The following is a 26,113-nucleotide window of genomic DNA, read 5'->3' as shown; positions in this document are numbered from 1 at the left end:
ATGGATGCAGTCATCGTCACCGGCGGCTCGAGCGGCCTCGGCGCCGCCGTCGTCGACGCCGTCACCAAGGCCGGCGGCCGGCCGTTCGTCATCGACCGGCAGCCGCCGAAGGAGGGCGTCGACTGGATCGAGTGCGACCTCGCCGACACCCGCGCCGCCGAGGCGGCCACCCGGGAGCTGATCGCACGGGCCGGCGGCAGCATCGACGGCGTGGTCACCGCGGCCGGCATGGACGTGCCCGGTGCGCTCGCCGACATCCCCGGCGAGATCTGGGACCGCATCGTCACCATCGACCTGCTCTCCACCGCCGCGGTCATCCGTGCGGCGGTCCCGGCGCTCGAAGAGACGCACGGCGGCGTGGTCACCATCGCCTCCACGCTGGGCATCAAGGCGGTCAGCGACGCGACCGCGTACTGCGCCGCGAAGTTCGGCGTCGTCGGCTTCACCCGGGCGCTCGCTGCCGAACTGGCCGGTCAGGTCAACGTCACCCTGGTCATCCCGGGCGGCATGCGTACGAAGTTCTTCGACGACCGCGACGAGCAGTACAAGCCCGGGGCGGACGCCATCCTCAACGACCCTGCAAACGTGGCGAACGCCGTCATGTTCGCCCTCGGCCAGCCGGCCGGCTGCGCGGTGCGCGAGCTGGTCATCGCCGCCGAGCAGGAGACCTCGTACCCGTGATCCTCGTGCTGCGCGCCCTCGGCGTGGGCGACCTCGCCGCGGGCGTGCCGGCACTGCGGGCGCTCCGGTCCGCCTTCCCGGCCCGGACCCTCGCGCTCGCCGCACCCGCCTGGCTGACGCCGCTGATCGAGCTGGTCGGCGGCGTCGACCGGATCGTGCCCGCCGACGGGCTCGGCGCGCCGCTGCCCGCGCTGCCGCCGGTGGAGGTGGCGGTGAACCTGCACGGCCGCGGCCCGCGGTCGCACCGCCTGCTGCAAGCGGTGGAACCGGCGAAGCTCTGGGCGTTTGCCAGCCCGGAGGCGGGGCATCTCGACGGTCCGGCCTGGATCGAGGAGGATCACGAGGTGCATCGCTGGTGCCGGCTGCCGCGTCACTACGGCGCGGCCGCCGATCCGTCGGACCTGATGCTGGCGGTCCCCGCCGTGGACGTGCCGCACGACGTCACCATCGTGCACCCGGGCGCGAAGTCGCCGTCGCGCCGGTGGCCGCCCGAGCGGTTCGCGGCCGTGGCCCGGGCCCTGGCGGCGGCCGGGCACCGGGTGCTGGTCACCGGTACGGACGCCGAGCGGGAGATCGTCCGGCGGGTGGCCACCCGCGCCGGACTGGGCCCGGACTCCGTCGTGCGCACCGGCCTGGACGAGTTGGCCGGCCTGGTCGCCCACGCCCGGCTGCTGGTCAGCGGCGACACCGGCATCGCCCATCTCGCCAGCGCGTACCGTACGCCGTCGGTGGTGCTCTTCGGCCCGATGCCGCCGCGGCGCTGGGGGCCGCCGCCGCGGCCGTACCATCGCGCGATCTGGCACGGCACCCGCGCCGAGCGCGGCGACCAGCCCGGTCCGGACGTCCACCCGGCCCTGCTGGCCGTCACGGTGGAGGAGGTTCTGGAGGCCGCCCGCGACGTGGAACGTCATGCGGTTAAGGCGTAGCGACCTCACCCGGCCGGGCTTCTCCCGCCGGCGCTGCGGCAAGGGCTTCCGCTACCTGGACGCCGACGGCGAGCCGCTGAAGGACGAGGCGGCGCTCGCCCGGATCAAGGACCTCGTCATCCCGCCGGCCTGGACCGACGTATGGATCAGCACCGACCCGCGCGGGCACGTCCAGGCCACCGGGCTCGACGCCGCCGGGCGCAAGCAGTACGTCTACCACCCGCGGTGGCGCACCGCCCGCGACGAGAAGAAGTTCGACCACGCCCGGGCGGTCGCCGAGCGGCTGCCGGAGATCCGATCCCGCTTGTGCACCGACCTCAGCGGCCGCGGCCTCAGCCGCGCCCGGGTGCTGGCCGCGATCACCCGCCTGCTCGACATGGGCATGTTCCGGGTCGGCAGCGACCAGTACGCCCAGCGCGAGGAGGACCCGTCGTTCGGCCTGTCCACCCTGCGTCCCGAGCACGTACGCACCCGCGGCGCCTACGTGGTGCTCGAGTTCACCGGAAAGTCGGGCAGGGAGCATGCCCACCCGGTGAGGGACGGCGAGGTCTGCCAGGTCCTGCGCGACCTGCGGCGGCGGCGCCGGGGCGAGGAGCGGCTGTTCGCGTACTGGGACCCGTCGGCGCGGCGTTGGCGCGAGATCCGCGCCGAGGACGTCAACGACTACCTGCGCGAGATCAGCGGCGAGGAGATGACCGCGAAGGTCTTCCGCACCTGGCACGGCACCGTCAAGGCCGCCGGGGAACTCGCCGAGGTGGGACCGAAGGAATCGGACACCGCGCGGAAGAAGGCCGTGTCACACGCCATGGAGGAAGCCGCCGGATTGCTCGGCAACACCCCGGCGGTGGCACGCAGCTCCTACGTGGATCCGAAGGTGATCGAGGCCTACGAGGAAGGCCGCACCGTGGCGGAGCCCACCGAGGAAGCGGTGATCGACCTGCTCACCGACTGAATCGGTCGCCGTGTCCGTTCGGGTGATTTCCCCCGTCCCCGCCGGACCGGGGAGGATGGTGCGGTGAGCGACGCATCGGTGACCACCGGCAAGCTGCTGCTCGTGGAGTACGAGCGGCTCAAGGAGGAGCAGAAGACCCGCATCGGCTTCCGCGACAACCTGATCTACGCGACGCTGGCCTCGATGGCCGGCGTCGTCGCGGCGACCCTGACCCCACGCGGCCACAGCGGCCTGCTCCTGCTGCTGCCGCCGGTCTGCGTGGTGCTCGGCTGGACCTACCTCGTCAACGACGAGAAGGTCTCGGCACTCGGGCGCTACCTGCGCCTGACGCTTGCACCCCGGCTCGCCGAACTGGCCGGTGCCCCGGGTGAGGAGGTCTTCGGCTGGGAGATCGCGCACCGCTCGGACCCCGAACGCCGGCTGCGCAAGGTGTCCCAGCTCGTCGTGGACCTGGGCACCTTCTGCCTGCCCGCGGTGAGCGCCCTGGTGGTCTTCTGGGTGGACGGCCCCGGCCGCGGCGACCTCACCGTCGTGTCGGTGATGGAGCTGCTGCTGGTGCTCGCCCTGGGCGTGCAGATCGTCCGCTACGCCGACCTCGCCCAGGGGCGCTGAGCGCCCTTCTCCGGTGGCCGGTGGGGCGCTCCGGCCAGACCTTGGAGTCTCACCCTTGAGCTTGTGATCTAACCTCCGGCGCCAACCCGACGTCGCTGCCGGCCACCCCGCCTCGTCACCAAGAGTGACTACGATGAGTGCCGGTGGAGGAGTCTGCGCGGGGTGGTGACGAGACCGAAGGTTCTCGTCGACGACCAACCGCCGGCCCGCCTCGGGCAGCGCCGGCGGCAGCGACCCTGGCTCGCCGGTGTCGCAGGGCACGGGCCAGTTCGTTGACGGCCCGGTGCAGCGCGGTGGCGTCGGCCGGGTCCGGCCCGTGGGTCTGCCAGCCCTCGTCCTGGGCAGCGTGGACCACATCGCGGGCGCGCCTAATCGCATGGTCGCCAAGAAGGAGGACATCTGGCGGAGGTAGTTCCCTAGCGTCGTCGAAGGAGGCAGAGACAGTCCATCGCGCAGCAGCCCCTGACTACAGCGGATCTCACCGGCCGCATCCACCGAAGGCGCTCAGCGGGTCTTGGCCGTCCTAGACAGCGCTTGGGTCCGCGTTGCTCGTCTGGCTGTCGATCTCGCGCTGGTCCGCGTCCCTGTCGCGGCTGTCAGCCTGGCTGTCCCGCTCGTTTGCCTGCCGGTCGCGTTCGTCGGCTCGCGCGTCGCGTCGGTTGGCCTGCCGGTCGCGTTCATCGGCTCGGCTGTCCCGCCTGTTTGCCTGGTGGTCGCGTTCGTTAGCTCGACCGTCTCGCTCATCGTCGCGCGCATCACGATAGTCCTGCCGTTCGTCCAGCCGCCGCTCTCGGCCATCCAATATCGCGGCGCGGTCATTCAACGCCGCGGTACGCAAGACCCTCTCAGTGTCGCGCTGCTCCGCGTCGATCTCCCGCTGTTCGTCGGATCGCTCCATGCAGAAAATATCGCTCAGGCCGAGCACCAACGCTACTCAAGCGCCTATTGATCGCCAGCGCTCGCACCGCAGTCACGGATTGCCTGCCGGACCTCTTCCGATGGCAACTTGTGACTTCGGAACGCTGAAGCTGATGCTCTCTCCGCCGCAGCGAAGCGGCGGGCGCGTGCAGCATGCTCGATCGCGCCCGGAAGGTGCGCCGCCGCGTTCTCGTAAAACCCGGCGCGCTCCTCCTCCGTGCACGCGATGGCGTCGGCCGTCTGCGCCAGCGTCTCGAAAAGTCTGGCCTGCTGGCCTTCAGCCCGGCCCGGGTAGCCTCCGCCGTGGGCAGCCGAACCTGAGCCGGCTGTGTTGCGTCCAGTCCCATCTTGATGACTATCCACTAGTCGCGTCGGTGCGCCACCGCACCCGCAGCGCTCGGCGGGCCGTGGCGGCAGTATTTCCGGAGTCGTCGAGGGAGGCGGAAGCTAGACAGCGCTTGGGCCCGCGCTGCTCGTCTCGGCATCGATCTCGCGCTGATCAGCGTCCCTGTGTCGCTCGTCGGCCTGCCTGTCTCGCTCGTCGGCCTGCCTGTCTCGCTCGTCGGCCTGCCTGTCTCGCTCGTCGGCCTGCCTGTCTCGCTCGTCGGCCTGCCTGTCTCGCTCGTCGGCCTGCCTGTCTCGCTCGTCGGCCTGCCTGTTGCGCTCCGATGCCTGCCTGTCGCGTTCCTTGGCTCGATGGTCCCGCTCGTCGTGACGGGCATCGCGATAGTCCTGGCGCTGGTCCAACCGCCGCTCTCGGTCATCGAGCTCAGCATGTCGCGCGTCAGCAAGAGTGTCGCGCTGCTCCGCGTCGATCTCGCGCTGGTCGTCGGCTCGGCCCATCCCAGGAATATCCCTCAGGATGAGCTCCGGCCGCTACGCAGGTCGCTGAGCTGCAACAGATCGATGGAGTCGGTAACTCTGGCGTCGTCGAGTGAGTCGGAAACACACCCGAGGCCGGCCGAGTATTCGCAGGTAGGGCAGCATCCGGTCGGTGGGCGGGCCTTCAGGCGGTCATAGAGGCGAACAAAACCGGACCATATCGGCGTACCCGAACGGACGAGACAGCGTTCGACGAAACGTGAGTGCTCCAGATCGGCGATCGCGCGATGATCACTTCATGACTGTGTTCGCCTGCCTGCGGTGCGGTGCCGTGCTGACAGAGGACCTGGAGGCGTTACCCCTCTCGGAACTCGACGAACCGGTGGCACCGTGCGACCTTGAGCCTGGTGAGGACTGTCCGGCATGGGTACCGCTGGGGAGGTTTGCCGTCGATCCCGATCCGTTCGGCCCTCCCCACGTGCCCAGTTCCACGGACGAGAGGATTCACGTCTCCGCGGGGCCCCGGAACACGGTTCTGATCCACCCGGACGATCTGATTGTGCGTCGTCTGCATCCTGACCTCAGCCGGCGGAATGGCTGCTGCGGCCTGGACGGATGCGACGGTCCCAATCTCGTGTGTGACTGCGGCAACGAGATTGCGACCGAATCGTCGGACTGCTGGACCTCGCGCGTTGTGCGCCTGGAACCGCTCGCCGTCGTCAGGACCGCGTAGCCCTCAGATGTGGCGACGCCATCCCGCTCGCCGCCGGTCCTGCCCGGCGGTGCACGTCCACTTCCTGCCCCAGGTCGACTGGCGGCGCCCGGGTAGGGCCGCGTCAGGGTTCTGGGTTCTGGCCCACTTCCGGTGATCGCTCCGGCTCGTCCCCGGACGCCGTGTGGGGCTTCTGTAAGGTTTCCGCGAAGAATCGCCAGCGGTGGTCGGACATCCTGATCTGTCGCCGGGCGTGCGCGGCGGTCCCTCACCGGGAGCCCAGGCGGGCGCTCGCGGCGACCGTCTCCTCCGTCTCGGCACGGCGGCGGTCCTCGTAGGCGGCGAAGGCGGTCGTCGGGTCGTCGTGGTCGTGCAGCGCCGTGGCCAGGGCCACGGCGTCCTCGATGGCCATCGACGCGCCCTGGGCGGCGGCGGGGACCGCGGCGTGGGCGGCGTCGCCGGCCAGGACCATGCGGCCGTTGTGCCAGTGCGGGGTGGTCGGGATGTCATAGGAGTCGCCGCCCACGATGTCCGCGCCGGAGGCCGCGATGAGCGCAGGGGCCGGGGTGGCGTCGTCGCGGCACATCGTCAGGGCCAGCTCGCGCCACTGCTCCGGGCGGAGCCCCGCGGCCGGCTCCTCGCCGTGGACGCGGGCGAACCACCAGGTCCGGCCGTCACCACCGGGCACGGTGAGGCCGAAGAACGCGCGGCTGCCGCGGACCATGTGGTACTCGTCCGGGTCGAGACCGGCCGGGTTGCCGGGCGCGTAGCCGTACACGACATGCTGGCCGGAGTATCGGGGCTCGGGCGCGTCCGGGTCGATGAGCCGGCGGGTCCGCGAATGGATGCCGTCCGCCCCGACCAGCACGTCGCCGGTGACCCGGCTGCCGTCGGCGAAGCCGACCTCGACGCCGTCGGGGCCGCTCGAGGCCCCGGTCATCCGCTTGCCGTGATGCACCCGGATGCCCCGCGTGATCGCGAGCTCCTGCAGGGCCCGGTAGAGCGCGGCGCGGGTGAGCGATCGGGCCGGGCCCTCGATCGGCCGGTGCCCGAGCCGCCGGCCCTGGGCGTCGAGCAACGCCACCGCCCGCGCCGGGAACGACACCGCGTTGACCGCCTCGGCCGCGCCGATCCCCGCGAGCGCGGCCATGCCGTTACGCATCACGGTGAGGAAGGCGCCCGCATCCGCGCCTCCGGACGCGTGTGCCTCGTACACCTCGGCCTCGATGCCGGCTTTCCACAGAGCGAGCGCGGTCGCGGTCCCCGCGACACCACCACCGGCGATGATCACTTTGTGGACGGTCATGCCCCCATCCTCCCGTACGATCCACTTCGTCCGCCGCCCTCACCCGCAGCGGATACGGAGGCTCCGATCGCCCATGCCCCGCGGACCCTGCCGATCGCACCCCTGTCCCGCGCGGAGCGCGGTGTGGGCGCCGCTGCGCGTCGCCGACCCGTTCACCGAATCTCCAGCGTCGTCCCGTCCGCGCGGGCCGCGACCAGCTCGCCCACCACCGGATAGCCCGGCACGACCCCGGCGACCAGCAACCCGCCGGAGGTCTGTGCGTCCGCCAGCAGCAGCAACTCGTCGGCGCTCACGCCACCGGCGTCGGCGTACGGCAACACCCAGTCGAGATTGCGTCGCGTTCCCCCGCTGACGTACCCGGCCGCCAGCGCTTCGCGCGCGCCGTCGAGGTACGGCACCGCCGCCGCCTCGATCCGGGCCGTCACCCCGCTGGCCCGGGACAACTTGTGCAGATGACCGAGCAACCCGAACCCGGTCACGTCGGTGGCACACACCGCCCCCGCCTCCAGGGCCGCCTCAGAGGCGGCCCGGTTGAGCTGGGTCATCGCGGCCACGGCCTGCGGAAAGACCTCGCCGGTCGCCTTGTGCCGGCTGTTCAGCACACCGATTCCCAGCGGCTTGGTCAGCGTGAGCGGCGTCCCGGCCACGCCGGCGTCGTTGCGCATCAACCGGTCCGGGTCGGCGACGCCGGTCACCGCCATGCCGTATTTGGGCTCGGGATCGTCCACACTGTGGCCCCCGGCGACATGACACCCGGCCTCCCGCGCCACGTCCAGCCCACCCCGCAAGACCTCACCGGCAAGCTCCATGGGCAGCTTCTCCCGCGGCCAGGCCAGCAGGTTCACGGCGACGACGGGGCTGCCGCCCATCGCGTACACGTCGGACAGGGCGTTGGCGGCGGCGATCCGCCCCCAGTCGTACGCATCATCGACCACCGGCGTGAAGAAGTCGGCGGTGGCGACGACCGCAAGTCCGGCCCCCCACCGCACCACGGCGGCATCGTCGCCGTCGTCGAGACCGACCATCAACTCCCCGGGCCCGTCCGGCGCCGCGGACCCGATCAGCCCGGCGACCACGGACTCAAGCTCGCCGGGCGGAATCTTGCAGGCGCACCCGCCACCGTGCGCGTACTGGGTGAGTCGTTCGCTCATCGTCACCCCCGCACTGTCCCACGCCCCACGCCTACCCGCGGGGCGCCTCGTGCCTGCTCTGATCCGGGGACATCATGGAAGGGCCTCTCCCGGGATGCAGCGAAGCATCTCGCGATATCCACGGGGGCTCGTCAATGGGACCGCCGCTGCGGCATTGCTCGCCGCGACGGTCGCGACGGGCGGTGGGCCCGCGCGCGCCGTGGGCGCGGCGACCACGGCCTCGGGCTCGCGTCATGCCCACGCTCCCGGCTGCAGGGCGCGGTGGGCCCAGGGGCTAGGGTGATCAACGGAGGCGTTCAGGTGGCTGGTGCCCCTCCCGGTCTTCAACACCGGTGTGACGCGGTATCCGGGTCAGGCGGGTTCGATTCCCGTCCGCCTCCGCCAACCAGCGAACACCCCGCCTGAGCTGCTCACAAGCGCCCAGGCGGGGTCTGCGGATCAATCTGGTTGGGATCTCACTAAGTCCCACTCATGACCGCTGTGGCCCACCGGTTGTGGCAAATGCGTGGCAAAGTTTGGCTCGGGATCATGTGTCGAGTTCGTTCGCGCCAAGGGCATGTTCGATGCGGCGACGAGCGGCCTCGTCCTGTCCCTCGATGCATTTCGCGTACACCTTGAGCAGCACGTTGACGCTGTGGCCCGCCCACTCCGCGACCTGAGTCGCCGGCACACCCGCATTGAGCCACAGGGACACGGCTGCGTGCCGAAGGTCGTACGGGCGTGCCGCGAGAGGAGAACGCTGCTGCGCTTCGGTGAAAGTCGCCCGGCGGGCGTGGCGCCACGCGTAGGCATAGGCCCACTTCGAGATGGGCCTCCTGCCGTAGGTCGAGCTGGAGAACAGCCTGCCGTCAGGTGCGGTGCCGTAACACGCGACGTGCCACCGCAGGGCCCGAACCAATATCGGAGGTGCCGGGACCGGGCGAGTCGCGGTCTTGGCGCGATGCTTCAACTCACGGTCCTCCAGGATCACACCGGGATCGTCGCCCCAATCCAGACCTGCGTGCTGAGTAGACCCGGTGAGGCGCAGGAGACCCCAGCCGGAGTCAGGCAGCTTGCAGTCATCGATCCGAAGGTGCACGACCTCTGCTGGACGCATGGCGGCGTAATACATGCAGGCGAAGAACGCGACCAGCCGTGGCGCCTGACGGCTTACGGCGGTCAAGAGTTGCAGCGCTTGGGCGGGGTTGATTACCGAGCGGCGGTCGACCTCGTCCTCCGACCGCGGTGCGATCCACTGAACGTGTTCCATCGGATGCGACGGCAGCCGGCGGAGCTCAACGGCGTACCGCAACGCGCTGTAGAAGACGCCTCGTTTGCGCGCCACTGTGGTGGCGGCAGCCGCTCTGCCATCCTGTCTGAGGCTCAGAGTATCGAGCGCCTTCCTAATGACCTCTGCATTGTTGAGGTCCGTAAGCTTCATCGTGTGGGCTTCGAGCCAGCGCACGGTTGGTGCCAGCTCGGCGGGTGGTGATCCGCCCTCACGGCGGGTCTTGTTGAACGACCAGGCGTAGAGCGCGCGCTGGATTTCAGCGTCGCTGGGAGATCCGTGGGTGGACGCGAGCAATGCTGGTGTCACGTTGGCAAGGGTCTCGGCGATGCTCCGGCGATGGCTCGCAGCAGCCCGCGGCCACTTCATGTCTACGAATTCGACGGCGTGCTCGTACCAGGACTTGCTGTTCAGCTTGCGGGCCATCGGTTCGGGCAGACCACTTGCGGTATCAAATGCAATGCCCTCGCGCTGGGCGGTGAGCAGCTTGGCCCGGAAGCTCTCAGCCAAAGGGCGAGTCTGGAAGGTTTCCCCGAAAGGCCGCGCTTCCACTCGCCATCGAGCGCGGAAGCTGTTGCGGGGCTTGCCCGTCTTGCGATCTTTGCCTTTGTGCTCGCGGATACCCCAGACGCGAACGTCGTAGGTGGTGTTCATGCGGCTTGCGGCTCCTCTCGACTCTCCAGCCAGGTGTCGTAGTCGGTGCGTCGGATGCGGAGTTGGCCGTTGGGCAGCTTGTAGGTGCGGGGTGCTTGGCCGAGGGCTTTCCAGCGGAAGAAGGTCGACTTGGGTACGTCCAGCTCGGCGAGGAATTCGGGCAGGGTGAGGAAGGTGCGCGCCATCGGGTTGGCCTCCCACTGCGGTGCGGTGCGGGGGCGCAGAACGGCCCTACGCGCCCGTCCTGCGCCTGGGGGTGATGCGTCGAGGGCGGCGGGTTCGCCGTGGTGAAGGGCTTGAGAGTGGCCCGTTGAGAGCGCCGTTCAGCCATGATCCGACCCTCGGGTGGGTGGTGGGGTGCGTCGATGCGGCTGTGGGGCTCTCAGCGGGCGGTCTTCGCGGGTTCGTGGAGGGGTGGTACGGCTTGTGGGGTGCTGTGGAGGGGGTCAAGCCGTACAAGCCGTACCGGGGGCCTGTTTTCGCAGGTCAGCCCCGGTACGGCTTTTCGGGGCTGGTACGGCTAAGCCGTACCGGCCTGGTCGTGGTACGGCTCAAGCCGTACCGGGCGTAGTAAGCCGTACCGGGGGTGAGCTGCGGATACGTCGTCTTGGTACGGCTTGTACGGCTCGGTGACTGCGTCCGGGTCAGGTGGCGGGCAGTAGCGTTCCCACGCGTCGGTGAACGCGTGCCGGTAGAACCCCTTGACCCGGCCGGTCGGAAAGCGGATGTTCTCCGAGCCGATCTCGTACTCGCGCAACAGCACGCCGAGCTTCATCGCAGTCAGGCCAATGCCGTTGAGCTCGGCCCACGGGGACTCGGGCAGGGCCTTGAGCCGCTCGAGCAGCACGATGGACGGGATGACGTCGAGGTCCCCGAACGCGGTGCGGCAGTCGATGAGCAGACGGAGCCGGTCGGAGTATTCGGCGTCGCCGTCGCGGGCCGCGTTCAAGGCGAGCGCGGCGGTGCGGGCGCGGGCGGGCCAGTTGCCGCCGGCCAGGTCGGCAACCGCGATCAGCGGCTCCCAGGTGTCGGCGGCCCGGTCTTCCAGCGGCATCGCCGGTTCGGCCTTCTCCAGTTCGATCATGTTGGTGCGCAGCCAGGCGGTGAGGTCGGCGGCGATGGTGCGCAGGGCGGGGCCGTCGCGGCGTTGCCGAAATGGGGCGACCTTCTCCGCCGAGGTGCGGCGGCGCATCTTGATGACCACGGCGCGGTCCTCGATGGTGTCGGGCATGGAGCCGATCCCGGCGAGCGCGGCCATGGCGAAGGTAGCGATCTGTTCGACCTGCTGTTTCTGCTGGTTCCATCGGATGGTGGGTCGTCCGCGTTGGTGGCCGGCGTTGAGCAGGCCGCGGAGGTCTTCGTTGGCTTCGGCTTGTTTGCCGCCGAAGATGGTGTCGGCCTCATCCAAGAGGATGGTGGGTGGGTCGTCGGTGCCGATCGACCGGTAGATCGCCGGGGTGGACGCGTTCACTGTCATGATCGGCTTGTGGCAGGTCTCGCTGACCACGTCGAGGAAGCGGGATTTGCCGCACCGCTTCTCCGGCGCTTTGATCACCATCCGTGGGGCGTGCGTCCACGCCGGTTGGGCGTGGCTGGCGGCGATCCACAGTACGGCTGCGTCGATGGCCTCGGGCGAGGGCAGGATCACGTACCGGGTGAGGGCACCGTGGAGGCGGTCGAGGATGGCGGCGCCCTCGATCGGCTGGGGGTCGGTCATGCGGCAATCCCTTCGGTAGCAACGGATTCCGCGCGGAACCCGCCGACGATCGCGGCGTGAATGTCGCGGTGGACCTGTTCGGCGCGCAGCCCGGCGTCGTAGAGCGCCGCGTAGGCGTCGTGGTGGGTGAGCGCGCCGGCAGCGACCATGCGGGCGACGCCGCGTGCGGCGCCGTAGAGGGTGGTGCGGCGACGGCCCTCGGGGGCGCGGGCGACCGCGTCGAGGTGCGCGGCGAGTAGGGCGGGCGGGGATGAGATGCCCTGCCCGTTCGTCGTCGGGGTCGGGCGGGCGGCGGGTGTTGCGGCCGGCGGCGCCTCGGCGGGTCGGGCGGAGGCGATCAGCGGCGCGGGCATCTCATTGACCGGCCAGTGACCCACCCACCTGTACGGGCGTCGAGTGCTCGGGTGAAGGGAGGGTGGGGCGACGACGTAGCCGCCGTCGGCCTTGATGTCGATGCCCGGGTACCCGCGCAGCTTGGCGGCGAGGGTGCCGCCGGGGTGGCGGTAGTACAGGTGCCAGCCCCCGGAGCCGGTGTAGACGCACCGGGTGGGCGTCATCAGGTCAGGCAGGATTCGGCCGCCGTTGCGTGGGTCGATGTCGATGACCGCCAGGTCACTGACGTGGCCGGTGCGGATGGCGAGCATGCCGCCGGGCACGGCGTGGACCATGGCGGTGATGCGGTGGGGGTCGCGGGTGGCGGCGTAGAAGCCGTGGCAGGTCAGGCACTCGCAGGCCTCGGGGTCGTGGCGGGTGTGCTGGCCGGCTTTCGGGCAGGCGGGGCAGTTGGCGACGGGTCGTTTGGTGCGGCCGAGCAGGAACACGGGCCAGCCGTCACGGGCGAGCGTGAGGGCCGCTTGGAGCAGCTGCGGAGGTTCGGGCATGGGTAACTCCCAGAACGAGGTCGGGGCCGCGGACCCGGGCGGGTGGTCTTCGGGCCGGTGGGCGGGGTGAGCCGCCGCGGAATCCGGCGGTGTATGCCGGAACCGCGGCGGGATAGGCGCGGTGCATAACGCCGTGGCGGGCCATGCGGGCGGTGTAGCCGTCGACCGGATCGGATAGCGACACGGCGGTGGCCGGGCAGGCGAAGCGTTCATGCAGGCGGATGAACGCCATGGCCATCGCGGAGGAACCGGCACGGCCGTTGCTGGCGCAGTACACGCAGGCCCACCGCACTTGCGGCGGACCGACTGCCGCGGCTTGCGGGTCGCATCCGGGGTGGGTGCTGTGCCCGCCCGCGGCGGCGGCCGGATGCAGTGGCACCCCACACCCGGCGGCGCAGAGACGCCACCCGTCCGGGCGCGCAGGTGGGCCGCTGATGGGTGGGCGCATTAGAGCAGGCAGTAGACGACCGTGCCGAGCACGCCGGCGAAGGCGATCAGGATGGCGGCCAGCGTGGCGAGCCGGGGCAGCCCAGCGCGCAGCTCCCACCGGTAGCGGTGAGCGAGCCCGGTGACGAGGACCAGGGTCGCGGCGAGGGCAGCGACCGCGGCGAGTCGGGGCAGCCACCAACCTGCGGTGCGCACCGCGAACCACACCGCGGCGGTGAGCAAGACGAGGAACAGCAGGACGGGCAGGGCCCGCCGGAGGGACCAGCGGATGATCTCGAAGGCTGCGAACCAGCGCCACAGACGCCGACCGAATTCGTGGGCGGCGCCGCGCCGGGCGTGACGGAACCAGGACATGCCGGAATGTCACTTTCTGTAGATGCCGGTGAGATTTCACGGACGGCACTTCACGGACTTCACGGGAGGCTTGCGCGCGCGCACGCGCACGCATAGACGGGCCTGTACGGGTATGCGTGAAGTCCGTGAAGTGCGTGAAATACCCGCCCGCACCCGTGACCGTGCGTGACGGGCAACGCGGGTTTGCGCGGGGGCGGATTGGGCTAGCCGGTGCCGACGCAGCGGCGGCAGCCGTGTGCGCGGCTGCGGAACTCACGCGGCCGGCGCCAGGTGCTGCACAGCGGGCAGCGGATTGCGGTGATGCGGGCGCCGCGGGCGCCGGGCCACCGTGCGGCAGCCCGGCGGATCCGGGCAGCGAGGCCGGTCATGCGGTGGCGCCCGCAAGGGCGGGCACGCCGTCGGGTTCCGGCGGCACGATCTCGTACACGCCCCTCGCCTCGGAGCGGCGCAGCAGCGGCGCCGGTCCATGGCAGAACTCGCCGAGGATCTTCGTCAGGGTGGGCGGCTTCAAGCCTTCCTCCCCGACCAGACCAACGATCGGGGCGAAGTTCGACGGGCGGACTTCGCGGCGGCCGTTGCCGTAGGCGGTGACAATCGCTTTGCGGATCATCGCGCGGATCTCGGCCGGGCTGTACGTGCGGCCGTTCTCGGGTTCGAGGTCGAGCGGGATCCGCCGCCGGGGTGGGACGGTGATCGGTTCGTGCGGGTCCTCGTCCGGCGGGCAGTCCGGATCGACTGGCGGCGGCGCCAGTTCGGGATCGTTGTCGAGGTCCGGGTCGTCGCGATCATCAGCGGTGTCCTGCGCCGCAGCAGTGGATACCGCTGGCGCGACCGGCACGGCGGTCGCCGCGGTACCGGCCGGGGCCTCGCCGATGCTGGCCAGGTAGGCGACCAACTCAGCGACCACCTGGTCCCGATCGATCTTGTAGGTGCGTCCGGGCAGGGACCAGTCGTCGGGGTCGGTGCCGGGTAGCTCGGCGTAGAGGGCGCCGGGCTTGCGGTTCTTCCACGACGGGTCGGCACCTGCTTCGATGGTGTCCTCCGACAGCACCCGGGCGGCCTCGGCGATGTCGCGCACTCCCATGCAGAGCACGCCACCGATGGTGGAGCGCACTGAGGTGGGGAGCCGGTCGCCGGTGGCGCGTTGGATACCGAGCAGCACGAACATGCCCACCGAGCGGACGGATTCGGCCAGCTCGACCAGGGTGTCTTCGGCCTCGATGAACTTCGACGCTTCGTCCACGATGACCACCCGGAACTTCGGGCACCTCGCGCAGCCGGCGACCCACTGGTCATGGCCGTGCCCGCCGATCTGCGCGGCCCGCTTCGCGACCTCCGGGATGAGCCCGTCGAGGTAGCGCTCGCCCTCGGCCGGGTCGTGGATCATGACGTGCATGGCGTCGCGGAACGCCTTGGGCAGTTGCAGCCCTTTGCGGCCGTCGATGTAGACGACCTCGGCGTCGCGGCGTGAGCGGGCCTCGCAGGCCAGTTCGAGTTGCAATGCGGTCTTGCCCGAGCCGGCTACGCCGAGTGCGACCAGCACACCGATCGCGTTGCGATCCTGCTTCGGGTCGCCGGGCAGGATCAGCGGGATCACCGATCCGGTCTGATACACGGCGATCCGGATGGGTGCGGCGATGGATCCGCCGGGCGCGGACAGGCCGGGCCAGGCGGGCGGGTTTTCCAGCATGTCGACCGGGGAGACCTCCATACGCCCGACCCGAGGGGTGTTGCGGTCCGGGATCATCCGCACCCCACCCACCGGCACATCCAGCGACGACGCGATGGCGGTGCGGACCTCCTTCTTCGCCAGGTCACCGAAGTTCCCGCCATGCACCATCTCGGTGTGGGTGACGATCCGCCCGTCAACCACCTTGGGTTTGCCGGTCTTGCCGATGTCCTGCAACTCCCGGACCCGCTCACCCAGCTCACCGAACGCAGTGCCGCGGGCGTCGTCGCCGTGCCCGCGCAGCAGTTTCGTGGTGGCCAACAGGATCGAGGCGGTGACCATCACCAGCAGGTACACCATCACCGAGTCGCGGCTCCAGCCGCGGAAGGTGAGCACGAACAGGCCGACACACGAGCAGCTCGACATGAGCAGCGATGCCACTCGTAGCTCGAGTTTGCGGGCGCGGCCGACGCCCCAAGTGGTCCACACGATGGCCGCGGAGCAAGCGACGATCAGCGCCGAGCGCCACGCGGCCTCCCACACGGTGGGTTGGGCGTAGGCGCCCCAGATCAGCGACAACACTCCGGACAGGATCAGGTTGATGACCGCGGCGAGGGGTGGGACGACGTAGGGCAGCGGGTTGCCCTTGACTTCGTACGCGGCGCCACGGGCCACATCGCCGTAGCCGGCAGTGCGATGGGTGCGGCGGGTCATCAGGCCGCCTGCCCGTTGCGGTTGTCGCGGCTGGTCACGGTGAAGTCCGAGACGCCGGGCCTTTCGTCGTCGAGGGCGATCAGGAACGCCTCGAACCGGTTGCGGCACACCCGCGCGTAGGCGGCGATGGTCAGGAACTCGTCGGCGGCCTTGACCAGGGGCCGGGCGACCTGGCGGCCCCAAAACTTCGCGCGCATCCGCGACAGGCCGTTGCGCCGGCCGTAGCGTTCGATCTTCATCCGGATCAGCCCGGCCAGCTCGTCGATCTCGTCGTGACCGGCGATGCCGAGCTGCCGGAGGCCTTCCAGCAGGTGCAGCAGGTCTTCATCGGTCTTGATGTCCACGTCGGGCATCAGGCGGCGAGCCATCACGTGTCCTTCCATGAGGGTCCGGGCAGCGCCGCGCCGAGGAGACGCTCCCGGCGCGGCGCGGCCCATCACGGGCTACAGGGCAGGCGCTACACGGCGCCGGGAGCGGTGGAACTGGTGAAGCGGGTTAGCGGGGCAGGTACTCGGCGCCCTTGTCGGTGAGCCGCACGATGAAGATCTCGGTGCACCGACGCGCGTCGGGGGTCAGTTCGAACTCCCCGAAGTCGAGCAGTTCCACCGCGATCAGCCGGCGGCGCTGCATGGTGATCACGTCGTCGATGACGATGGTGTTGCCGACGAACAGCGTGGACAGCCGGATCGGCGTCCGGTAGGCGCCGAGGGTGAACCGGATTTGGTTGCCCGGGTCGTCGAGCACGGTGTGCAGGCCGGGGCGGCTCAGCCGCAGCCGCAGCCGGGCGACGAGCGTGGTGTTCATCAGTGCGGCCAGGCCGGCTCGCTGGATTTCGTCGTTGCCGAGGATGGCGGTGATCAGGCCGCGGTCTTCCAGGTCGATCAGGTCGGCGTCGCCGACGTACTGCAGCTTGCGGAGGTGCAGCAGGGACGGCCGTAGCGTGTGCATCTTGTGGTGGTGCAGGTAGTTCAGGACGCGCCATTGTTCCGGGCTGAGCGGTGTCACGGCGAGGTTCCTTCCGCACAGGGGTGGGCTGGTCGGTGGCTGGCTCAGAGGTAGGCGAGGAAGGCCCGGCCATGCTTGGTCATCAGTGCGTGGGCGTGGCTCGGACAGTCCCACATCTGGCTGACCGACACCTCGATGTCGGTGCCGAGCGCATAGGCGGTGATCAGGCCGTTGTTGGCGATGTCGCACAGCTCGTCGTGGCTGACCGGCGTGGCGAGCCGGTGCATCAGGAAATCGAGGCTGAGCGTGCGGTGCACGCGTAGGGCGCACAGCACCAGGTGTTGCGGGTCGTGGTGTGCGCGGTAGATCCCGGCCCGGGTCAGCCGCAGCCGGATGGCCTTCTCGGGCAGCCGCTTGAGCGGTCCGCGGGTGCACTCCTCGCCGCCGACGCGGCTCTGCACGAGGCCGCGCTCGACGACCTCGACCACGTCGTCGCGTGCGACGGCCTGCTTGGTCATGACGTCGGCCAGGCTCGGGCTGGTGCGGCGGCTGAGCTGGTCCGGGTGGTACAGGTAGCTGATCACGCGCCATTGCTCGGCGCTGAGTTTGCAGGTACTCACGAGCAGAGGTCTCCGATCAGGTGTCGGATGGTGCCGGCTCGAAGCTCATGCCGGCCGCGGGTGCGGCCGGCGAGCCAGATCAGAACGGGGGCTTGTCGTCGGCCGCGGTGCCGGCCAGGGCGCCGACCGTGGCGGGCACAGAGAACGGGTCGTCGGCGGATCCACCACCAACGACGGGCGCCATCGCGCCGCTCGGCGCGGCGCCGGTGCGGGTCAGCTTCATGACCTTGGCGCGGGCGTAGCGCAGCGACGGGCCGACCTCGTCGGCTTCCAGCTCGATGACGGTGCGCTTCTCGCCCTCGCGGGTCTCGTACGAGCGTTGCCGCAGCCGGCCGGTCACGATGACCCGAGCGCCCCTCTTCAGGGACTCGGCGACGTTCTCCGCCGCGTCGCGCCAGATGTGGCAGGACAGGAACAGCGGCTCCCCATCGCGCCACTCGCCGGACTGGCGGTCGAGCTGGCGTGGGGTCGAGGCGATGCGGAAGTTGGCGACCGCGGTCCCGGACGGGGTGAAGCGCAGGTCGGGGTCATCGGTGAGGTTCCCGACGACCGTGATGGTGGTCTCTCCAGACACAGCGGATTCCCTTCAGAGGGTGGGATTCAGGGCGCCGCCGGGCGGCCGCGCCCTGCAGAAAGGGCGGATCAGGAGGGCGAACCCGAGGACGGTTCAGGCGGCCGTGTCGTGGCGGGCAGCGCCCTCGGCGACCTGCCGGCGGTAGTCCTGCGCGCGTGGGTAGCGGGCGTCCGGGTCGGTGTACGGCCGGGACTCGGAGTCGACTGAGGCCAGCAACCGGACGGTGGCCGGGTCGACGCGTCGGCGGCGCATCAGCCGCGTGAGCGCGGCCGGATCACCGGCCGCCGGTGCTCAAGGGCAAGGGTGTCGCAGCCGTGCGGGCAGCGTGCTGGGGCGGTCGTCTGCGGGACGCGGGCGGTGTGGCCGCAGGCGGAGAACGTCGTCTCCACCAGCAGCCGGACGGGAACGGTGGTGGCGGACATACTGAGCACCTCTGTGGTCTCAAAGGGCTGTCGAAGACGCGGCACAGCACGGTTTGCGGGCCAGGACTGTGCCGCCGGGCGCGGTTACGCGGCTCTGCTGCGGGTGAAGAAGTCCGGTGCGGCGGCGCGCACCGCGCGTACCGTGCGGTCGGTCGTGCCGGCCAGCGACGCGATGTGTTTCTGGCTGGCGCTCGGGTTGTCCCGGTAGGCGGCCAGAACTTTGAGGACCGTTTCGGGGCTGGTGCGCGCGACGGCCGGCAAAGGCCGGCCGTCGAACTGCGGCACGGCTCGAGCCGCCGCTAGTTGCTCGCGCAACACGGTGACCTGCTCGTTCATACTGCTCAGCGCGCTGGTCAGTCGGTCGCGCTCACGGCCGCGGTCCGCGGCGGCCTGCTCCGCGACCAACGCTCGGGACTCGGCCAGCGTCCGGTCTTGCTGTTCGCGGATCACCTGCTGGCTGAGCCGCTCGACGTCGCGGCCGATCGTGTCGGTCTGCCCGCGCAACTGCGCCGCCCGGACGGTCTCGGTTTCGACGCGGTGGCGCAACGCGGTCAGGGCTGCTTCCGCTTCCTGCCGACGGGCCACCTCCGCCCGGGCCGTGGCGGCTTCCGCGTCCGCCCGGCGTTGCGCGTCGCCGCAGTGAAGTGCTTCTGCTTGCGCCCGTTGCCGCTCAATGGCGGCCGATGCCGCTTCCGTTTCCGCCCTGGCGGTTGCAGCGGAAGCACGTGCTTCCGCTTGCCCGAGCGCCATGCGCGCCGCGTCGGCTTGCCTCCGCGCCGTCTGCGCGTCGAGGTGCGCCCGTGACGGCAACGCCAGCAGTGGCGCCGGGGTGCCGGTGTGCGACAGCCGGACCAGCGCGGCGAGCGCCGCCCCGGCGTCGCCCTTGCCCGCCGCCTTACAGGCCGCGCGGCGGGCCAGCCTAGCGACCTCTTCCGCCAGCTTCCGGCGGTGCCGGGCGGCGGCCTCCGCCTCGATCCGGCGCCGCCGCGCGGCCGTGGCCTGCTCGACGCGAGCGATCAGGCCGGCGGCACCGGGCGACAGCCGGTCCCGCACGTCGAGCTGCCACGCGGCGAACGTCTCGCGCGGAAACGCCAGCCACCGGCGGATCCCGAACCGCTCCCCGGGCTCGGCGATCATGCCCATGGCGCGCAGGGCCTTGCGGTGCTTGGCGCCCGAGCGGATCTCGAACACGATGATCCCGACCGCCGACAGCGCCGACAGCCCGACGGCCTTGACCATGTCTGGCTGGTGGCCGAGGTAGTTGATCGCGACCGCGGCGGCCGTCGCGACCGCCACCAATGCGCGCGCCGCGACGGCGCGTTCCCCGGCGAGTCGCTGCTGTTGCGCGGTCAACGCCATCGCCAGGCCGGTGCCCTCAATCGCGATCGAGGCGACGACCGCGGCCGGCATCCACACATGGTGGATCCGGGCCGCGTCGATCTGCCCGTACACGGCGCCGGACACCGCCAGCCCGTAGATGGTCGAGGAGTAGACCGCGGCAGCGTTCGCGCGCACGTACCCGCTCGCGGCGGCCCGCCGGTCGGTCCACCGGGCGTGAGTAGCCTGCCGGCGTTCGCGCTTGCGGGCACGCCGGGCCTCGCGCTTGGCCGCCCGACGCTCGTCACGGCTCGCCTTCAGCTTGTCACGCTCGGCGGACAGCCGTAGCTTGCCCTGCGCCTCACGGAGCCGACGCTCGGCCGCCGCATCCTGATCGGCGCGCCGCTGTTCGGCCTGCATCCGGGCGAATTCGCCGTCGGCCAGCGACCGGGCAATCCGCCGGTTCGACGCGGCCAGCTCCGCTAGGCCCGGCGTGCCGGTCGTCGGGTAGAGGCTCATGGGGCCGCCTCACGGGGAACCCACGTGCCGTTGTGCCAGGCCGGGTCCCGCGGGTCGGCGCCCTCGGGCGGCTGATACTTGGCGAGCTTGCACAGTGCCGCCCAGTACCGGTCGCGCTGCTGGTGGTGGTGGAGCACTGCCGGGGTCTTGGCCAGCCAGCGGCGGATGATCTCGAAGCCGATCCGGGAGACCGCTTCCCCGGCGAGGTAGTCGCCGTGCGGCGCCGGATTCGCCTGCGCCACATGCCACAACATCGCCAAATGCTCATCGGTGTAACGAGCAAGCCGGTCTAGATCGAGGCTGATCGTGATGTCCAGGGCGGTCACCGCGCCACCGCCGTCCGGATTTCCGAAGCGTCGCGAAACACGCACGGGTACAGCGGCTCGCCGTTCTCGTCGCCGGTCGGCCGGGCGCCGTCCACGCAGACGTCCCACTCGTTCGGGCCGCACTGGCCGAGGATGTAGCCCGGCACCCACGGCCACGTGTCGCGGTCACCGTTGCACTGCTCGTCGGTGAGCGGGTACCGGACCTCGACGGCGGACTCGTCGGGAAAGCTGCCGTCGTTCTCCGCGTACAGGTTCATGGATTGGTTCTCCTCACCAAGGGTCAGGCCGCGGACCGCAGCTCGGCCACCGGCCGCGTCGCGCGGGTGGCCGTGCGGGTTACCTGGGCGGCGCTGCGGCGCGTACGCCGCCAGTCCAGCTCGGTCGGGCCCCCGCGATCCGCGGCGTAGATCTCACGAATTTCGGCGTCCAGCTCGGCCAAGTCCGCCTCGATCTGCGGCCACTCGGCCTCGATCGCGGCCAGTTCACCCGGCGACGGTTCGCCGGTCTCGAAGTCGATCGACATGGGTAGGAAGTCCTTCCGGATTAGGCGGCCCGGACCGGCCGGCGGCGCGTCGCGCGCTGCCGCGGCCGGTCCTGGCACCCCAGGCAATGGGTCTCGTTCGGCGCCAGCGACGCCAGGCCGCCACAGCCGTCACATTCACGCCAGCACGTGCCTTGAGGTGCAGAAACACGGAGCATCGAAGCGAGAGCAGGCATGGCACTGGCCTCCTGGCTCGATCGGAAAGTCGAAGAAGAAGGGCGCCGCGCGGCGGCGCACCCATGTTTGGGCGCTGCCTGCCGCGCGGCGCGGCACAAGATGTCAGCGACGGCTTCCGGTCTCGCTCGCCTCGCTCACCCGGGACCTACCGGGGTCGGCCGCCATGCGGCTCAATGCGAGGTAACTACCGCTTACGGCGTAGCCCTGTCGCTGTGCTGCTGGCGCCGCCCGCATGCCGTCTCCCGACGGACTGGGTAGAGCGCCTGACCGTTCGGTGTGCAGGTCCGGTCAACGCTGCCTCTATGGAATTCAGCAATGAACAAGCCCAGCCGTGCGGCCCGAACTGGTCCTCAAAGGAACCGTGTAGAGGCACAGTACTAACAAAGTTAGTACTGTGCAACCGGCCATTCTGCCGCCGTTGGCGTCAGTTGCTGGCTGTGAGTTCAGCTTGGCGGACCGAAGGGCTGCCGGGCAGAGGACTCCGGGGGACTCCGGGGGACTCGTCCGCCGGGCGGCTGCCTGCCATGATGGCCGAAGAGGGATCGTGATCCGCCGATGGGTGGGAGCCGCCGCGGTGATGTACGGAACCGATCTTGATGAGTTGTGCAGGGAGCGCGGTTGGGTGAGCCGCGCTCGGCTCATGCACGAGCTTCGAGCGGCGACGCGCCGCTTGGCAGCTACTGCGCCCACCGGTCACAAGAGGCGCACGGAACTGCCTGGCGACGACAGCCTGGCGAAGATGATCCGTGACTGGGCACGCGGAAGACGCGCACTCGGAAGTGAGTACGCAGAGATCTTCACCGAGACGTTCGGCGTGCCGTTCTCGACCGAAACACCCGCGGCCGTAAGCGAATCTACAGGCATCGACTTGAATGCCGAGCTGGCGGCACGACTGACCTCCTCGGCCGCACTCGACGCCAGCCTCATCAAGCTGTTCGAGGATCAGACATCGTCGTTCCGCGTACAGGACCGGCAGCTCGGGGCCTCCAGGCTGATGCAGCAAACCGAGGCCCACGTGGCACAGATGACCGACCTGTTGGAGTACTCGCTACCCGGCGCGCTTCGCACCGCGCTGGCCGCCGCCGTCGCTGAGGCAGCGGCGCTGGCCGGCTGGCAGGCACTCGACCTCGGCGACCCAGGCAAGACGTGGGCCATGCATGAGAAGGCGAAGAGCGCCGCTCGGGAAAGCGAAGAGCCATCGATCATTGCGCACGTCACCGCGCAGCAGGCGTACGCGCTGCTCGATCTCGATCGCGCTCCGGAAGCTGTGAACTTGATTCAGCACGCCCGGCAGGAGGCTGCCGATCGAGTGCCGTCCCTGCTGCGATCGTGGCTTTGGGCGGCCGAAGCGGAAGCGCTCGCCTCAGCGAGGGAACCGGACGCGGCCAGGGTAGCGCTCGACAGTGCTGCTCAGTTCCTACCCTCGGGCGGTCCTGACGAGACGTTGCCGTTCCTCTTCCTCAGCGACGTTCACTTGGCTCGCTGGCGCGGGCACTGCCTCGCTCGACTTGGCATGAGCGAGGCCGTCGATGATCTCTCTGTAGCAGTCAAGAGCCTTGATCCATCATTCACTCGCGCCACCGCGGGTCTCCGGTGCGATCTAGCCTTGGCCTATTCCGTGCGGGGCCAGCACCACGAGGCACGCGCCGAGGCCCGCATGGCCGACGAGCTGGCCACGCGAACCTCGTCGGTACGTCAGCGCAGGCGGATCAACCGGCTGCTCCAGAGCGGTACGGCGCACTCGGGCCGCTGATCGCGAGGACGTGGAGCAGCGCGACCAGCGTCCCCGAGTTGCTGACTTGTCCCTCAGCGATGATGCTCGGGACCTGGGGGAGCGGCACCCACTCCATGCGCTGCATCTCCGTGGTCTCCGTCGGCTCGCCGATTCGTTCCGCACCGCGCGCGATGAACACGTGGTGAGGCGTGTTCGCCATTCCGATCATGGGCTCGAATGTCACGAGGTGTTCCACGTTGCGCGGCCGGTAGCCGGTCTCTTCCTCGACCTCGCGGGCAGCGGTCACCGCGGGTTCTTCCCCGGCGTCGACCAGCCCTCCGGGGAGCTCCCAATTCCACAGGTCAGGCACGAAGCGGTGACGCCACATCAACAGCACATGCGTGAGGTCGTCATTCAGTACGGCGGTCATCGCGGCGGTAGGCATCCAGACCGTGTGGTGCTCGAATCGCTGGCCGTCAGGCAGCTCGACATCGGTCTTGTAGAGATTGATCCACTCGCTCTCGTACAGCGGCCGACGGCCGTGCACGATCCAGCGACTGTCGTCGTCAGGCGCAGGCGTCTTGATCGGCGGAAAGTCGGCGGCCGAAACCGGTCGTCCCTCGCCACGAGGCCGACCACCGACACCGGCACGCGTCCGCGAGGCCTGCCAACTGGTGATCCGAGCCGGCTTCCACAGGTGGGTACGGCTACCGATGGTCTGATCCGGCGCGGGCATCTGCCCGCGCTTGCGATAGCTGCTGACGGCCCCCGGCTCAATGCCGAGGTAAGCCGCAACGTCCTTGGTTGTCCACCAGTCGGCTGCCGGGTCCGGCCGCGATGTCGTAGTCACCCACTCATCCTCTCCGATCGCGGAGGGTACTCGACCGACTAGCGGCCCGCTCGCTTCGTTTGACAGTCGGCATGTTGGCACCTGACCTCAAAGGCGCCGGAAGGCGTACGCCAAGTGATCTTGACTTCGGGAAGCCTCGGTCGGTCCAAGACGACGGGCTTCAGTAGAGGCGGCGTGCCACATGAGTGTCACTTTAAGCGCGACGCCCTCATCGGGTCATACATCTGCCTCAATCAGCAGCTCGTCACCGAGCAGGCAAAACACGTCCATTCCGAGCGCATGCACAGCAGCAATCAATGCGTCAGTTGGCGGCCAAAGTTAGCTCCTATCCATGGCTGGGCCTGCCTAGGCCGGATCCCGAAGGGCCTGACCCAGGCTCATCGCAGCCTAGAGCAACGTCCTAGCGGCATTGCAAGAACCGTAGAATAGCTTTGGGAGCAAGACTTTCCAATTGCTGAATTCTCTCCATTGCCCCGCCGCACTGTGAGGCCGACGGACAGCGGGAACCCTCTGCCATGAACTCGTTTATGTTTCGCCCGACCTCGCTCACGATGGACAACGCGCTCTCAAGGGTGAGTGAACCCTCGGTTATCCCCTTCACGCTTGTCAGTCATCGGCTTCCCTTTCCCTGAGTCAACCGCTCGATCAATGATCGGCGGGCTTTGCGCAGACTGCTCCTGACTGCCTCGGGGGTAATGTCGAGTTCTTCGGCGATCTCAGCCGGAGCATATCCGTCGTATGTCCAAGCCATGATCTGCCGCTGCCTGGGTGGCAACTCCTGGATCGCAGCGACAATTCGTCTACTTTGCTCGGAAAGATCGGCGTTGTTTGCCAACAACGCAGGACGTTCGGGGACTTGGTCCGTCAAGATCTCGTAGTCCAGCTCCGCCACTCGACGCGCTAGCTCTCGCGCCGCAACGCGGCGGGCCCAAGCGCGCGGCGTCGCAAGCGACGGGCCCTGCGGGCCGCCCTTGACCTTGGAACCTCTGCGGACCCTCGGGCAGATTGGTCAATGGGCAGGCCGATGGCCTGCCCCATCAGGTCGCGCACCGCCGCACCCGGCACCGACTCGGCAACCATGTGGGCCGGCGTCAAGACAGGATCGACACCCGGGCGCAGCGGACAACAACGTCCACTTCCCAAGTCAGGCATCGTTGGTTGTGGAACCCTTTTTTACCATCTTGAGCAACACATCTAAGTAGTCACGTTTAGCGAGCTTTGCGGCCTTGGCTGCCCTTCGTGCAGATAAAGCCGAGATCAATGTCGAGGCTGCGGCGGACGCGCCTGCAACGACGGTCGCAATCACTTCCGGGTCCACCGCGCCACCTCCGCTTCAGCGTCTCTGCCTACGCCGATCATGATGTTTGCGATAGTGGCAATTGCGGTTACGACAGTTGCAACAATTGCGCTGCCCCATTTTTCGAAGAACTGCACCTCATTGGACCCTGATGCGGATAGGGCCCAAGCAAGAACCAAGTATATCATTGCGCCAGCATTTGCGCCCAGCGAAGCGTGCATCCGGCGATGATGCTTATTTCCTTGCGTCAATGCTTCGCCGAAGCCGGACAACAGGATGCCTATGTTGAGTGTGTAAAGATTCTGAACTTTGATGGCTTCGACGTGCAGGAGGCCGCCGAGCACCAGAAGCACTACAGGCAAGCCTAGTGTCCAGACGGTAAAGCTCGTGAGCTTATCGCCAAGCTTTTCCTTATATAGCTCCTTCTCGGTTTTTGGTGTGCCGTTTTCCGTGACGTTCGGATCTGGAGGAGGTGTTGAGCCTTCCATCTATAGGCACCTATGTGATCATGTTTGGATGGCGGACGACTCGGAACTTCGGGACAGGATTGTACGCCACAACCTGCATAATTCATCGGGCACCACCCGAACGATTCCTCGGGGCTGGTGCCGGACCGCTATGCCCAGAGGGGGCGGCGGCAAAGCGGGATCCTGGTCACGGCAGCCGCAACGGAGCCGGATCATGGCCACGGCCGGACATCCGCAGGCGTGGATGAGCGTTAGGAGCGTCCACAAGCCTTGAAGGGTGTCCTTTATGGCCCGTGTACGCCTGAAAGTACGATTGCGGTCTAAAGGGGAGGCGCTCATGATGAGATACGCCTGAGGGGAGCAGTCCGTGGCGGTCAGCAAGCGTCTGCGCTTCGAGGTCTTCCGAAGGGATAACCATACTTGTCGGTACTGCGGTCGTACCGCGCCAGAAATTGTCTTAACTATCGATCATGTAACGCCTGAGGCGCTGGGTGGTCGTGACGAACCGAGCAACCTTGTCGCGGCCTGCTCCGACTGCAACGCCGGCAAGACTTCTGTCCC

General features: G+C 69.2%; 31 protein-coding genes, 1 tRNA gene and 1 pseudogene. 11 read left to right on the top strand and 22 right to left on the bottom strand.

Annotation, left to right across the window (positions count from 1 at the left end):
• The 8 genes from EDD30_RS01740 (at nt 1) to EDD30_RS01710 (ending at nt 5,644) form a co-directional block, all read left to right on the top strand.
• Complete coding sequence (locus tag EDD30_RS01740; RefSeq protein WP_071809555.1) at nt 1-681, top strand: SDR family oxidoreductase; 681 nt, start codon at nt 1-3, stop codon at nt 679-681.
• Nucleotides 678-1,607: a glycosyltransferase family 9 protein gene (locus EDD30_RS01735; protein ID WP_071809569.1), complete on the top strand. Its 930-nt coding sequence runs from the start codon at nt 678-680 to the stop codon at nt 1,605-1,607. Before EDD30_RS01740 ends, EDD30_RS01735 begins: the two co-directional genes overlap by 4 nt.
• Nucleotides 1,591-2,559, top strand: a complete 969-nt coding sequence (locus EDD30_RS01730) for a DNA topoisomerase IB (protein ID WP_071809556.1) — start codon at nt 1,591-1,593, stop codon at nt 2,557-2,559. The genes EDD30_RS01735 and EDD30_RS01730 overlap by 17 nt, the downstream gene beginning before the upstream one ends.
• A gap of 63 nt (nt 2,560-2,622) precedes the next feature.
• Nucleotides 2,623-3,171: a hypothetical protein gene (locus tag EDD30_RS01725; protein WP_071809557.1), complete on the top strand. Its 549-nt coding sequence runs from the start codon at nt 2,623-2,625 to the stop codon at nt 3,169-3,171.
• A 247-nt stretch (nt 3,172-3,418) separates the two neighbouring features.
• Nucleotides 3,419-3,583 carry a hypothetical protein gene (locus tag EDD30_RS38660; protein ID WP_170047695.1) on the top strand — a complete coding sequence of 55 codons (165 nt, stop codon included), beginning with the start codon at nt 3,419-3,421 and terminating at the stop codon, nt 3,581-3,583.
• Nucleotides 3,584-3,685: 102 nt separating this feature from the next.
• Nucleotides 3,686-4,120 (top strand): hypothetical protein, encoded by a 435-nt coding sequence (locus tag EDD30_RS38120; protein WP_143163044.1) that lies wholly within the window; start codon nt 3,686-3,688, stop codon nt 4,118-4,120.
• A gap of 479 nt (nt 4,121-4,599) precedes the next feature.
• Complete coding sequence (locus EDD30_RS38115) at nt 4,600-5,109, top strand: hypothetical protein (RefSeq protein ID WP_143163045.1); 510 nt, start codon at nt 4,600-4,602, stop codon at nt 5,107-5,109.
• Nucleotides 5,110-5,209: 100 nt separating this feature from the next.
• Nucleotides 5,210-5,644 (top strand): hypothetical protein, encoded by a 435-nt coding sequence (locus tag EDD30_RS01710; RefSeq protein ID WP_123678016.1) that lies wholly within the window; start codon nt 5,210-5,212, stop codon nt 5,642-5,644.
• Nucleotides 5,645-5,891: 247 nt separating this feature from the next.
• Here EDD30_RS01710 and EDD30_RS01705 read toward each other — a convergent pair whose 3' ends face one another.
• Both EDD30_RS01705 and selD read right to left on the bottom strand, forming a co-directional pair.
• Nucleotides 5,892-6,929 carry an FAD-dependent monooxygenase gene (locus EDD30_RS01705; protein WP_071809559.1) on the bottom strand — a complete coding sequence of 346 codons (1,038 nt, stop codon included), beginning with the start codon at nt 6,927-6,929 and terminating at the stop codon, nt 5,892-5,894.
• A 152-nt stretch (nt 6,930-7,081) separates the two neighbouring features.
• Nucleotides 7,082-8,080 (bottom strand): selenide, water dikinase SelD, encoded by a 999-nt coding sequence (gene selD, locus EDD30_RS01700; RefSeq protein ID WP_071809571.1) that lies wholly within the window; start codon nt 8,078-8,080, stop codon nt 7,082-7,084.
• 288 nt (nt 8,081-8,368) lie between these two features.
• On the opposite strand from selD, the gene EDD30_RS01695 reads away from it, so the two are divergent.
• Nucleotides 8,369-8,464, top strand: a tRNA-Sec gene (locus EDD30_RS01695).
• Nucleotides 8,465-8,606: 142 nt separating this feature from the next.
• Here EDD30_RS01695 and EDD30_RS01690 read toward each other — a convergent pair.
• The 16 genes from EDD30_RS01690 to EDD30_RS01625 form a co-directional block, all read right to left on the bottom strand.
• Nucleotides 8,607-10,001 carry a tyrosine-type recombinase/integrase gene (locus EDD30_RS01690; RefSeq protein WP_071809560.1) on the bottom strand — a complete coding sequence of 465 codons (1,395 nt, stop codon included), beginning with the start codon at nt 9,999-10,001 and terminating at the stop codon, nt 8,607-8,609.
• On the bottom strand, nt 9,998-10,186 hold the full coding sequence (locus EDD30_RS01685; RefSeq protein ID WP_071809561.1) for a helix-turn-helix transcriptional regulator: 189 nt from the start codon (nt 10,184-10,186) through the stop codon (nt 9,998-10,000). Before EDD30_RS01685 ends, EDD30_RS01690 begins: the two co-directional genes overlap by 4 nt.
• A 335-nt stretch (nt 10,187-10,521) precedes the next feature.
• Nucleotides 10,522-11,718: a DUF3631 domain-containing protein gene (locus EDD30_RS01680; protein ID WP_084557748.1), complete on the bottom strand. Its 1,197-nt coding sequence runs from the start codon at nt 11,716-11,718 to the stop codon at nt 10,522-10,524.
• A complete protein-coding gene (locus EDD30_RS01675) occupies nt 11,715-12,599 on the bottom strand; it encodes a bifunctional DNA primase/polymerase (protein ID WP_071809562.1) in 885 nt (294 codons plus the stop codon). Before EDD30_RS01675 ends, EDD30_RS01680 begins: the two co-directional genes overlap by 4 nt.
• A gap of 447 nt (nt 12,600-13,046) precedes the next feature.
• Nucleotides 13,047-13,400 (bottom strand): hypothetical protein, encoded by a 354-nt coding sequence (locus tag EDD30_RS01670; RefSeq protein WP_071809563.1) that lies wholly within the window; start codon nt 13,398-13,400, stop codon nt 13,047-13,049.
• 364 nt (nt 13,401-13,764) lie between these two features.
• Entirely contained in the window at nt 13,765-15,783 is a 2,019-nt protein-coding gene (locus EDD30_RS01665; RefSeq protein ID WP_071809564.1) for a hypothetical protein, read from the bottom strand.
• Nucleotides 15,783-16,151, bottom strand: coding sequence for a hypothetical protein (locus tag EDD30_RS01660; protein WP_071809565.1), 369 nt, complete (start codon nt 16,149-16,151; stop codon nt 15,783-15,785). Before EDD30_RS01660 ends, EDD30_RS01665 begins: the two co-directional genes overlap by 1 nt.
• 127 nt (nt 16,152-16,278) lie before the next feature.
• On the bottom strand, nt 16,279-16,788 hold the full coding sequence (locus EDD30_RS01655; protein ID WP_071809566.1) for a hypothetical protein: 510 nt from the start codon (nt 16,786-16,788) through the stop codon (nt 16,279-16,281).
• A gap of 44 nt (nt 16,789-16,832) precedes the next feature.
• A complete protein-coding gene (locus tag EDD30_RS01650; RefSeq protein WP_071809567.1) occupies nt 16,833-17,348 on the bottom strand; it encodes a hypothetical protein in 516 nt (171 codons plus the stop codon).
• A 79-nt stretch (nt 17,349-17,427) separates the two neighbouring features.
• Nucleotides 17,428-17,922 (bottom strand): single-stranded DNA-binding protein, encoded by a 495-nt coding sequence (locus EDD30_RS01645; protein ID WP_071809568.1) that lies wholly within the window; start codon nt 17,920-17,922, stop codon nt 17,428-17,430.
• A 93-nt stretch (nt 17,923-18,015) separates the two neighbouring features.
• The gene (locus tag EDD30_RS38655) at nt 18,016-18,174 is read right to left on the bottom strand and encodes a hypothetical protein (protein ID WP_170047696.1); all 159 of its coding nucleotides are present in this window, start codon (nt 18,172-18,174) and stop codon (nt 18,016-18,018) included.
• The gene (locus EDD30_RS38650; protein WP_170047697.1) at nt 18,174-18,344 is read right to left on the bottom strand and encodes a hypothetical protein; all 171 of its coding nucleotides are present in this window, start codon (nt 18,342-18,344) and stop codon (nt 18,174-18,176) included. Before EDD30_RS38650 ends, EDD30_RS38655 begins: the two co-directional genes overlap by 1 nt.
• An 84-nt stretch (nt 18,345-18,428) precedes the next feature.
• Nucleotides 18,429-20,180 carry a DUF2637 domain-containing protein gene (locus EDD30_RS01640; protein WP_123678015.1) on the bottom strand — a complete coding sequence of 584 codons (1,752 nt, stop codon included), beginning with the start codon at nt 20,178-20,180 and terminating at the stop codon, nt 18,429-18,431.
• Nucleotides 20,177-20,506 carry a hypothetical protein gene (locus tag EDD30_RS01635; RefSeq protein ID WP_071809400.1) on the bottom strand — a complete coding sequence of 110 codons (330 nt, stop codon included), beginning with the start codon at nt 20,504-20,506 and terminating at the stop codon, nt 20,177-20,179. The genes EDD30_RS01640 and EDD30_RS01635 overlap by 4 nt, the downstream gene beginning before the upstream one ends.
• Complete coding sequence (locus EDD30_RS01630; RefSeq protein ID WP_071809399.1) at nt 20,503-20,763, bottom strand: hypothetical protein; 261 nt, start codon at nt 20,761-20,763, stop codon at nt 20,503-20,505. The genes EDD30_RS01635 and EDD30_RS01630 overlap by 4 nt, the downstream gene beginning before the upstream one ends.
• A 23-nt stretch (nt 20,764-20,786) precedes the next feature.
• Complete coding sequence (locus EDD30_RS01625; RefSeq protein WP_071809398.1) at nt 20,787-21,029, bottom strand: DUF6284 family protein; 243 nt, start codon at nt 21,027-21,029, stop codon at nt 20,787-20,789.
• A 934-nt stretch (nt 21,030-21,963) separates the two neighbouring features.
• Here EDD30_RS01625 and EDD30_RS01620 point away from each other — a divergent pair.
• Entirely contained in the window at nt 21,964-22,977 is a 1,014-nt protein-coding gene (locus EDD30_RS01620) for an NsdA family TPR-like regulatory protein (RefSeq protein ID WP_211278034.1), read from the top strand.
• Here EDD30_RS01620 and EDD30_RS40210 read toward each other — a convergent pair.
• From EDD30_RS40210 to EDD30_RS38110, 4 genes are all read right to left on the bottom strand, one after another.
• Nucleotides 22,934-23,788, bottom strand: coding sequence for an NUDIX domain-containing protein (locus EDD30_RS40210; protein WP_244945066.1), 855 nt, complete (start codon nt 23,786-23,788; stop codon nt 22,934-22,936). The two genes, EDD30_RS01620 and EDD30_RS40210, sit on opposite strands and share 44 nt — an antisense overlap.
• Before the next feature lie 610 nt (nt 23,789-24,398).
• Complete coding sequence (locus EDD30_RS01610) at nt 24,399-24,794, bottom strand: sigma-70 family RNA polymerase sigma factor (protein ID WP_084557636.1); 396 nt, start codon at nt 24,792-24,794, stop codon at nt 24,399-24,401.
• Nucleotides 24,795-24,932: 138 nt separating this feature from the next.
• The gene (locus EDD30_RS38645) at nt 24,933-25,106 is read right to left on the bottom strand and encodes a hypothetical protein (protein WP_170047685.1); all 174 of its coding nucleotides are present in this window, start codon (nt 25,104-25,106) and stop codon (nt 24,933-24,935) included.
• A complete protein-coding gene (locus EDD30_RS38110; protein ID WP_143163019.1) occupies nt 25,091-25,573 on the bottom strand; it encodes a hypothetical protein in 483 nt (160 codons plus the stop codon). Before EDD30_RS38110 ends, EDD30_RS38645 begins: the two co-directional genes overlap by 16 nt.
• Nucleotides 25,574-25,919: 346 nt before the next feature.
• Here EDD30_RS38110 and EDD30_RS41890 point away from each other — a divergent pair.
• Nucleotides 25,920-26,093 (top strand): annotated as a pseudogene (locus EDD30_RS41890) (HNH endonuclease); the annotation flags it as partial.
• Between the last annotated feature and the right edge of the window lie 20 nt (nt 26,094-26,113).

Source organism: Couchioplanes caeruleus, assembly GCF_003751945.1.
GTDB lineage: Bacteria > Actinomycetota > Actinomycetes > Mycobacteriales > Micromonosporaceae > Actinoplanes > Actinoplanes caeruleus.
Note: the sequence above shows the minus strand (reverse complement) of the source record. Positions and strands in the feature narration are given on the sequence as shown.

Coding starts and splice junctions, on each gene's coding strand:
- EDD30_RS01690 (WP_071809560.1), bottom strand. CDS start 10,001: ATGAACACCACCTACGACGTTCGCGTCTGGGGTATCCGCGAGCACAAA.
- selD (WP_071809571.1), bottom strand. CDS start 8,080: ATGAGCGAACGACTCACCCAGTACGCGCACGGTGGCGGGTGCGCCTGC.
- EDD30_RS01685 (WP_071809561.1), bottom strand. CDS start 10,186: ATGGCGCGCACCTTCCTCACCCTGCCCGAATTCCTCGCCGAGCTGGAC.
- EDD30_RS01710 (WP_123678016.1), top strand. CDS start 5,210: ATGACTGTGTTCGCCTGCCTGCGGTGCGGTGCCGTGCTGACAGAGGAC.
- EDD30_RS01680 (WP_084557748.1), bottom strand. CDS start 11,718: ATGACCGACCCCCAGCCGATCGAGGGCGCCGCCATCCTCGACCGCCTC.
- EDD30_RS01670 (WP_071809563.1), bottom strand. CDS start 13,400: ATGTCCTGGTTCCGTCACGCCCGGCGCGGCGCCGCCCACGAATTCGGT.
- EDD30_RS01740 (WP_071809555.1), top strand. CDS start 1: ATGGATGCAGTCATCGTCACCGGCGGCTCGAGCGGCCTCGGCGCCGCC.
- EDD30_RS38655 (WP_170047696.1), bottom strand. CDS start 18,174: ATGCGCCGCCGACGCGTCGACCCGGCCACCGTCCGGTTGCTGGCCTCA.
- EDD30_RS01705 (WP_071809559.1), bottom strand. CDS start 6,929: ATGACCGTCCACAAAGTGATCATCGCCGGTGGTGGTGTCGCGGGGACC.
- EDD30_RS01625 (WP_071809398.1), bottom strand. CDS start 21,029: ATGTCGATCGACTTCGAGACCGGCGAACCGTCGCCGGGTGAACTGGCC.
- EDD30_RS01630 (WP_071809399.1), bottom strand. CDS start 20,763: ATGAACCTGTACGCGGAGAACGACGGCAGCTTTCCCGACGAGTCCGCC.
- EDD30_RS01665 (WP_071809564.1), bottom strand. CDS start 15,783: ATGACCCGCCGCACCCATCGCACTGCCGGCTACGGCGATGTGGCCCGT.
- EDD30_RS38650 (WP_170047697.1), bottom strand. CDS start 18,344: ATGTCCGCCACCACCGTTCCCGTCCGGCTGCTGGTGGAGACGACGTTC.
- EDD30_RS01640 (WP_123678015.1), bottom strand. CDS start 20,180: ATGAGCCTCTACCCGACGACCGGCACGCCGGGCCTAGCGGAGCTGGCC.
- EDD30_RS01620 (WP_211278034.1), top strand. CDS start 21,964: ATGATCCGTGACTGGGCACGCGGAAGACGCGCACTCGGAAGTGAGTAC.
- EDD30_RS01675 (WP_071809562.1), bottom strand. CDS start 12,599: ATGCCCGAACCTCCGCAGCTGCTCCAAGCGGCCCTCACGCTCGCCCGT.
- EDD30_RS01660 (WP_071809565.1), bottom strand. CDS start 16,151: ATGGCTCGCCGCCTGATGCCCGACGTGGACATCAAGACCGATGAAGAC.
- EDD30_RS01730 (WP_071809556.1), top strand. CDS start 1,591: ATGCGGTTAAGGCGTAGCGACCTCACCCGGCCGGGCTTCTCCCGCCGG.
- EDD30_RS38110 (WP_143163019.1), bottom strand. CDS start 25,573: ATGGAAGGCTCAACACCTCCTCCAGATCCGAACGTCACGGAAAACGGC.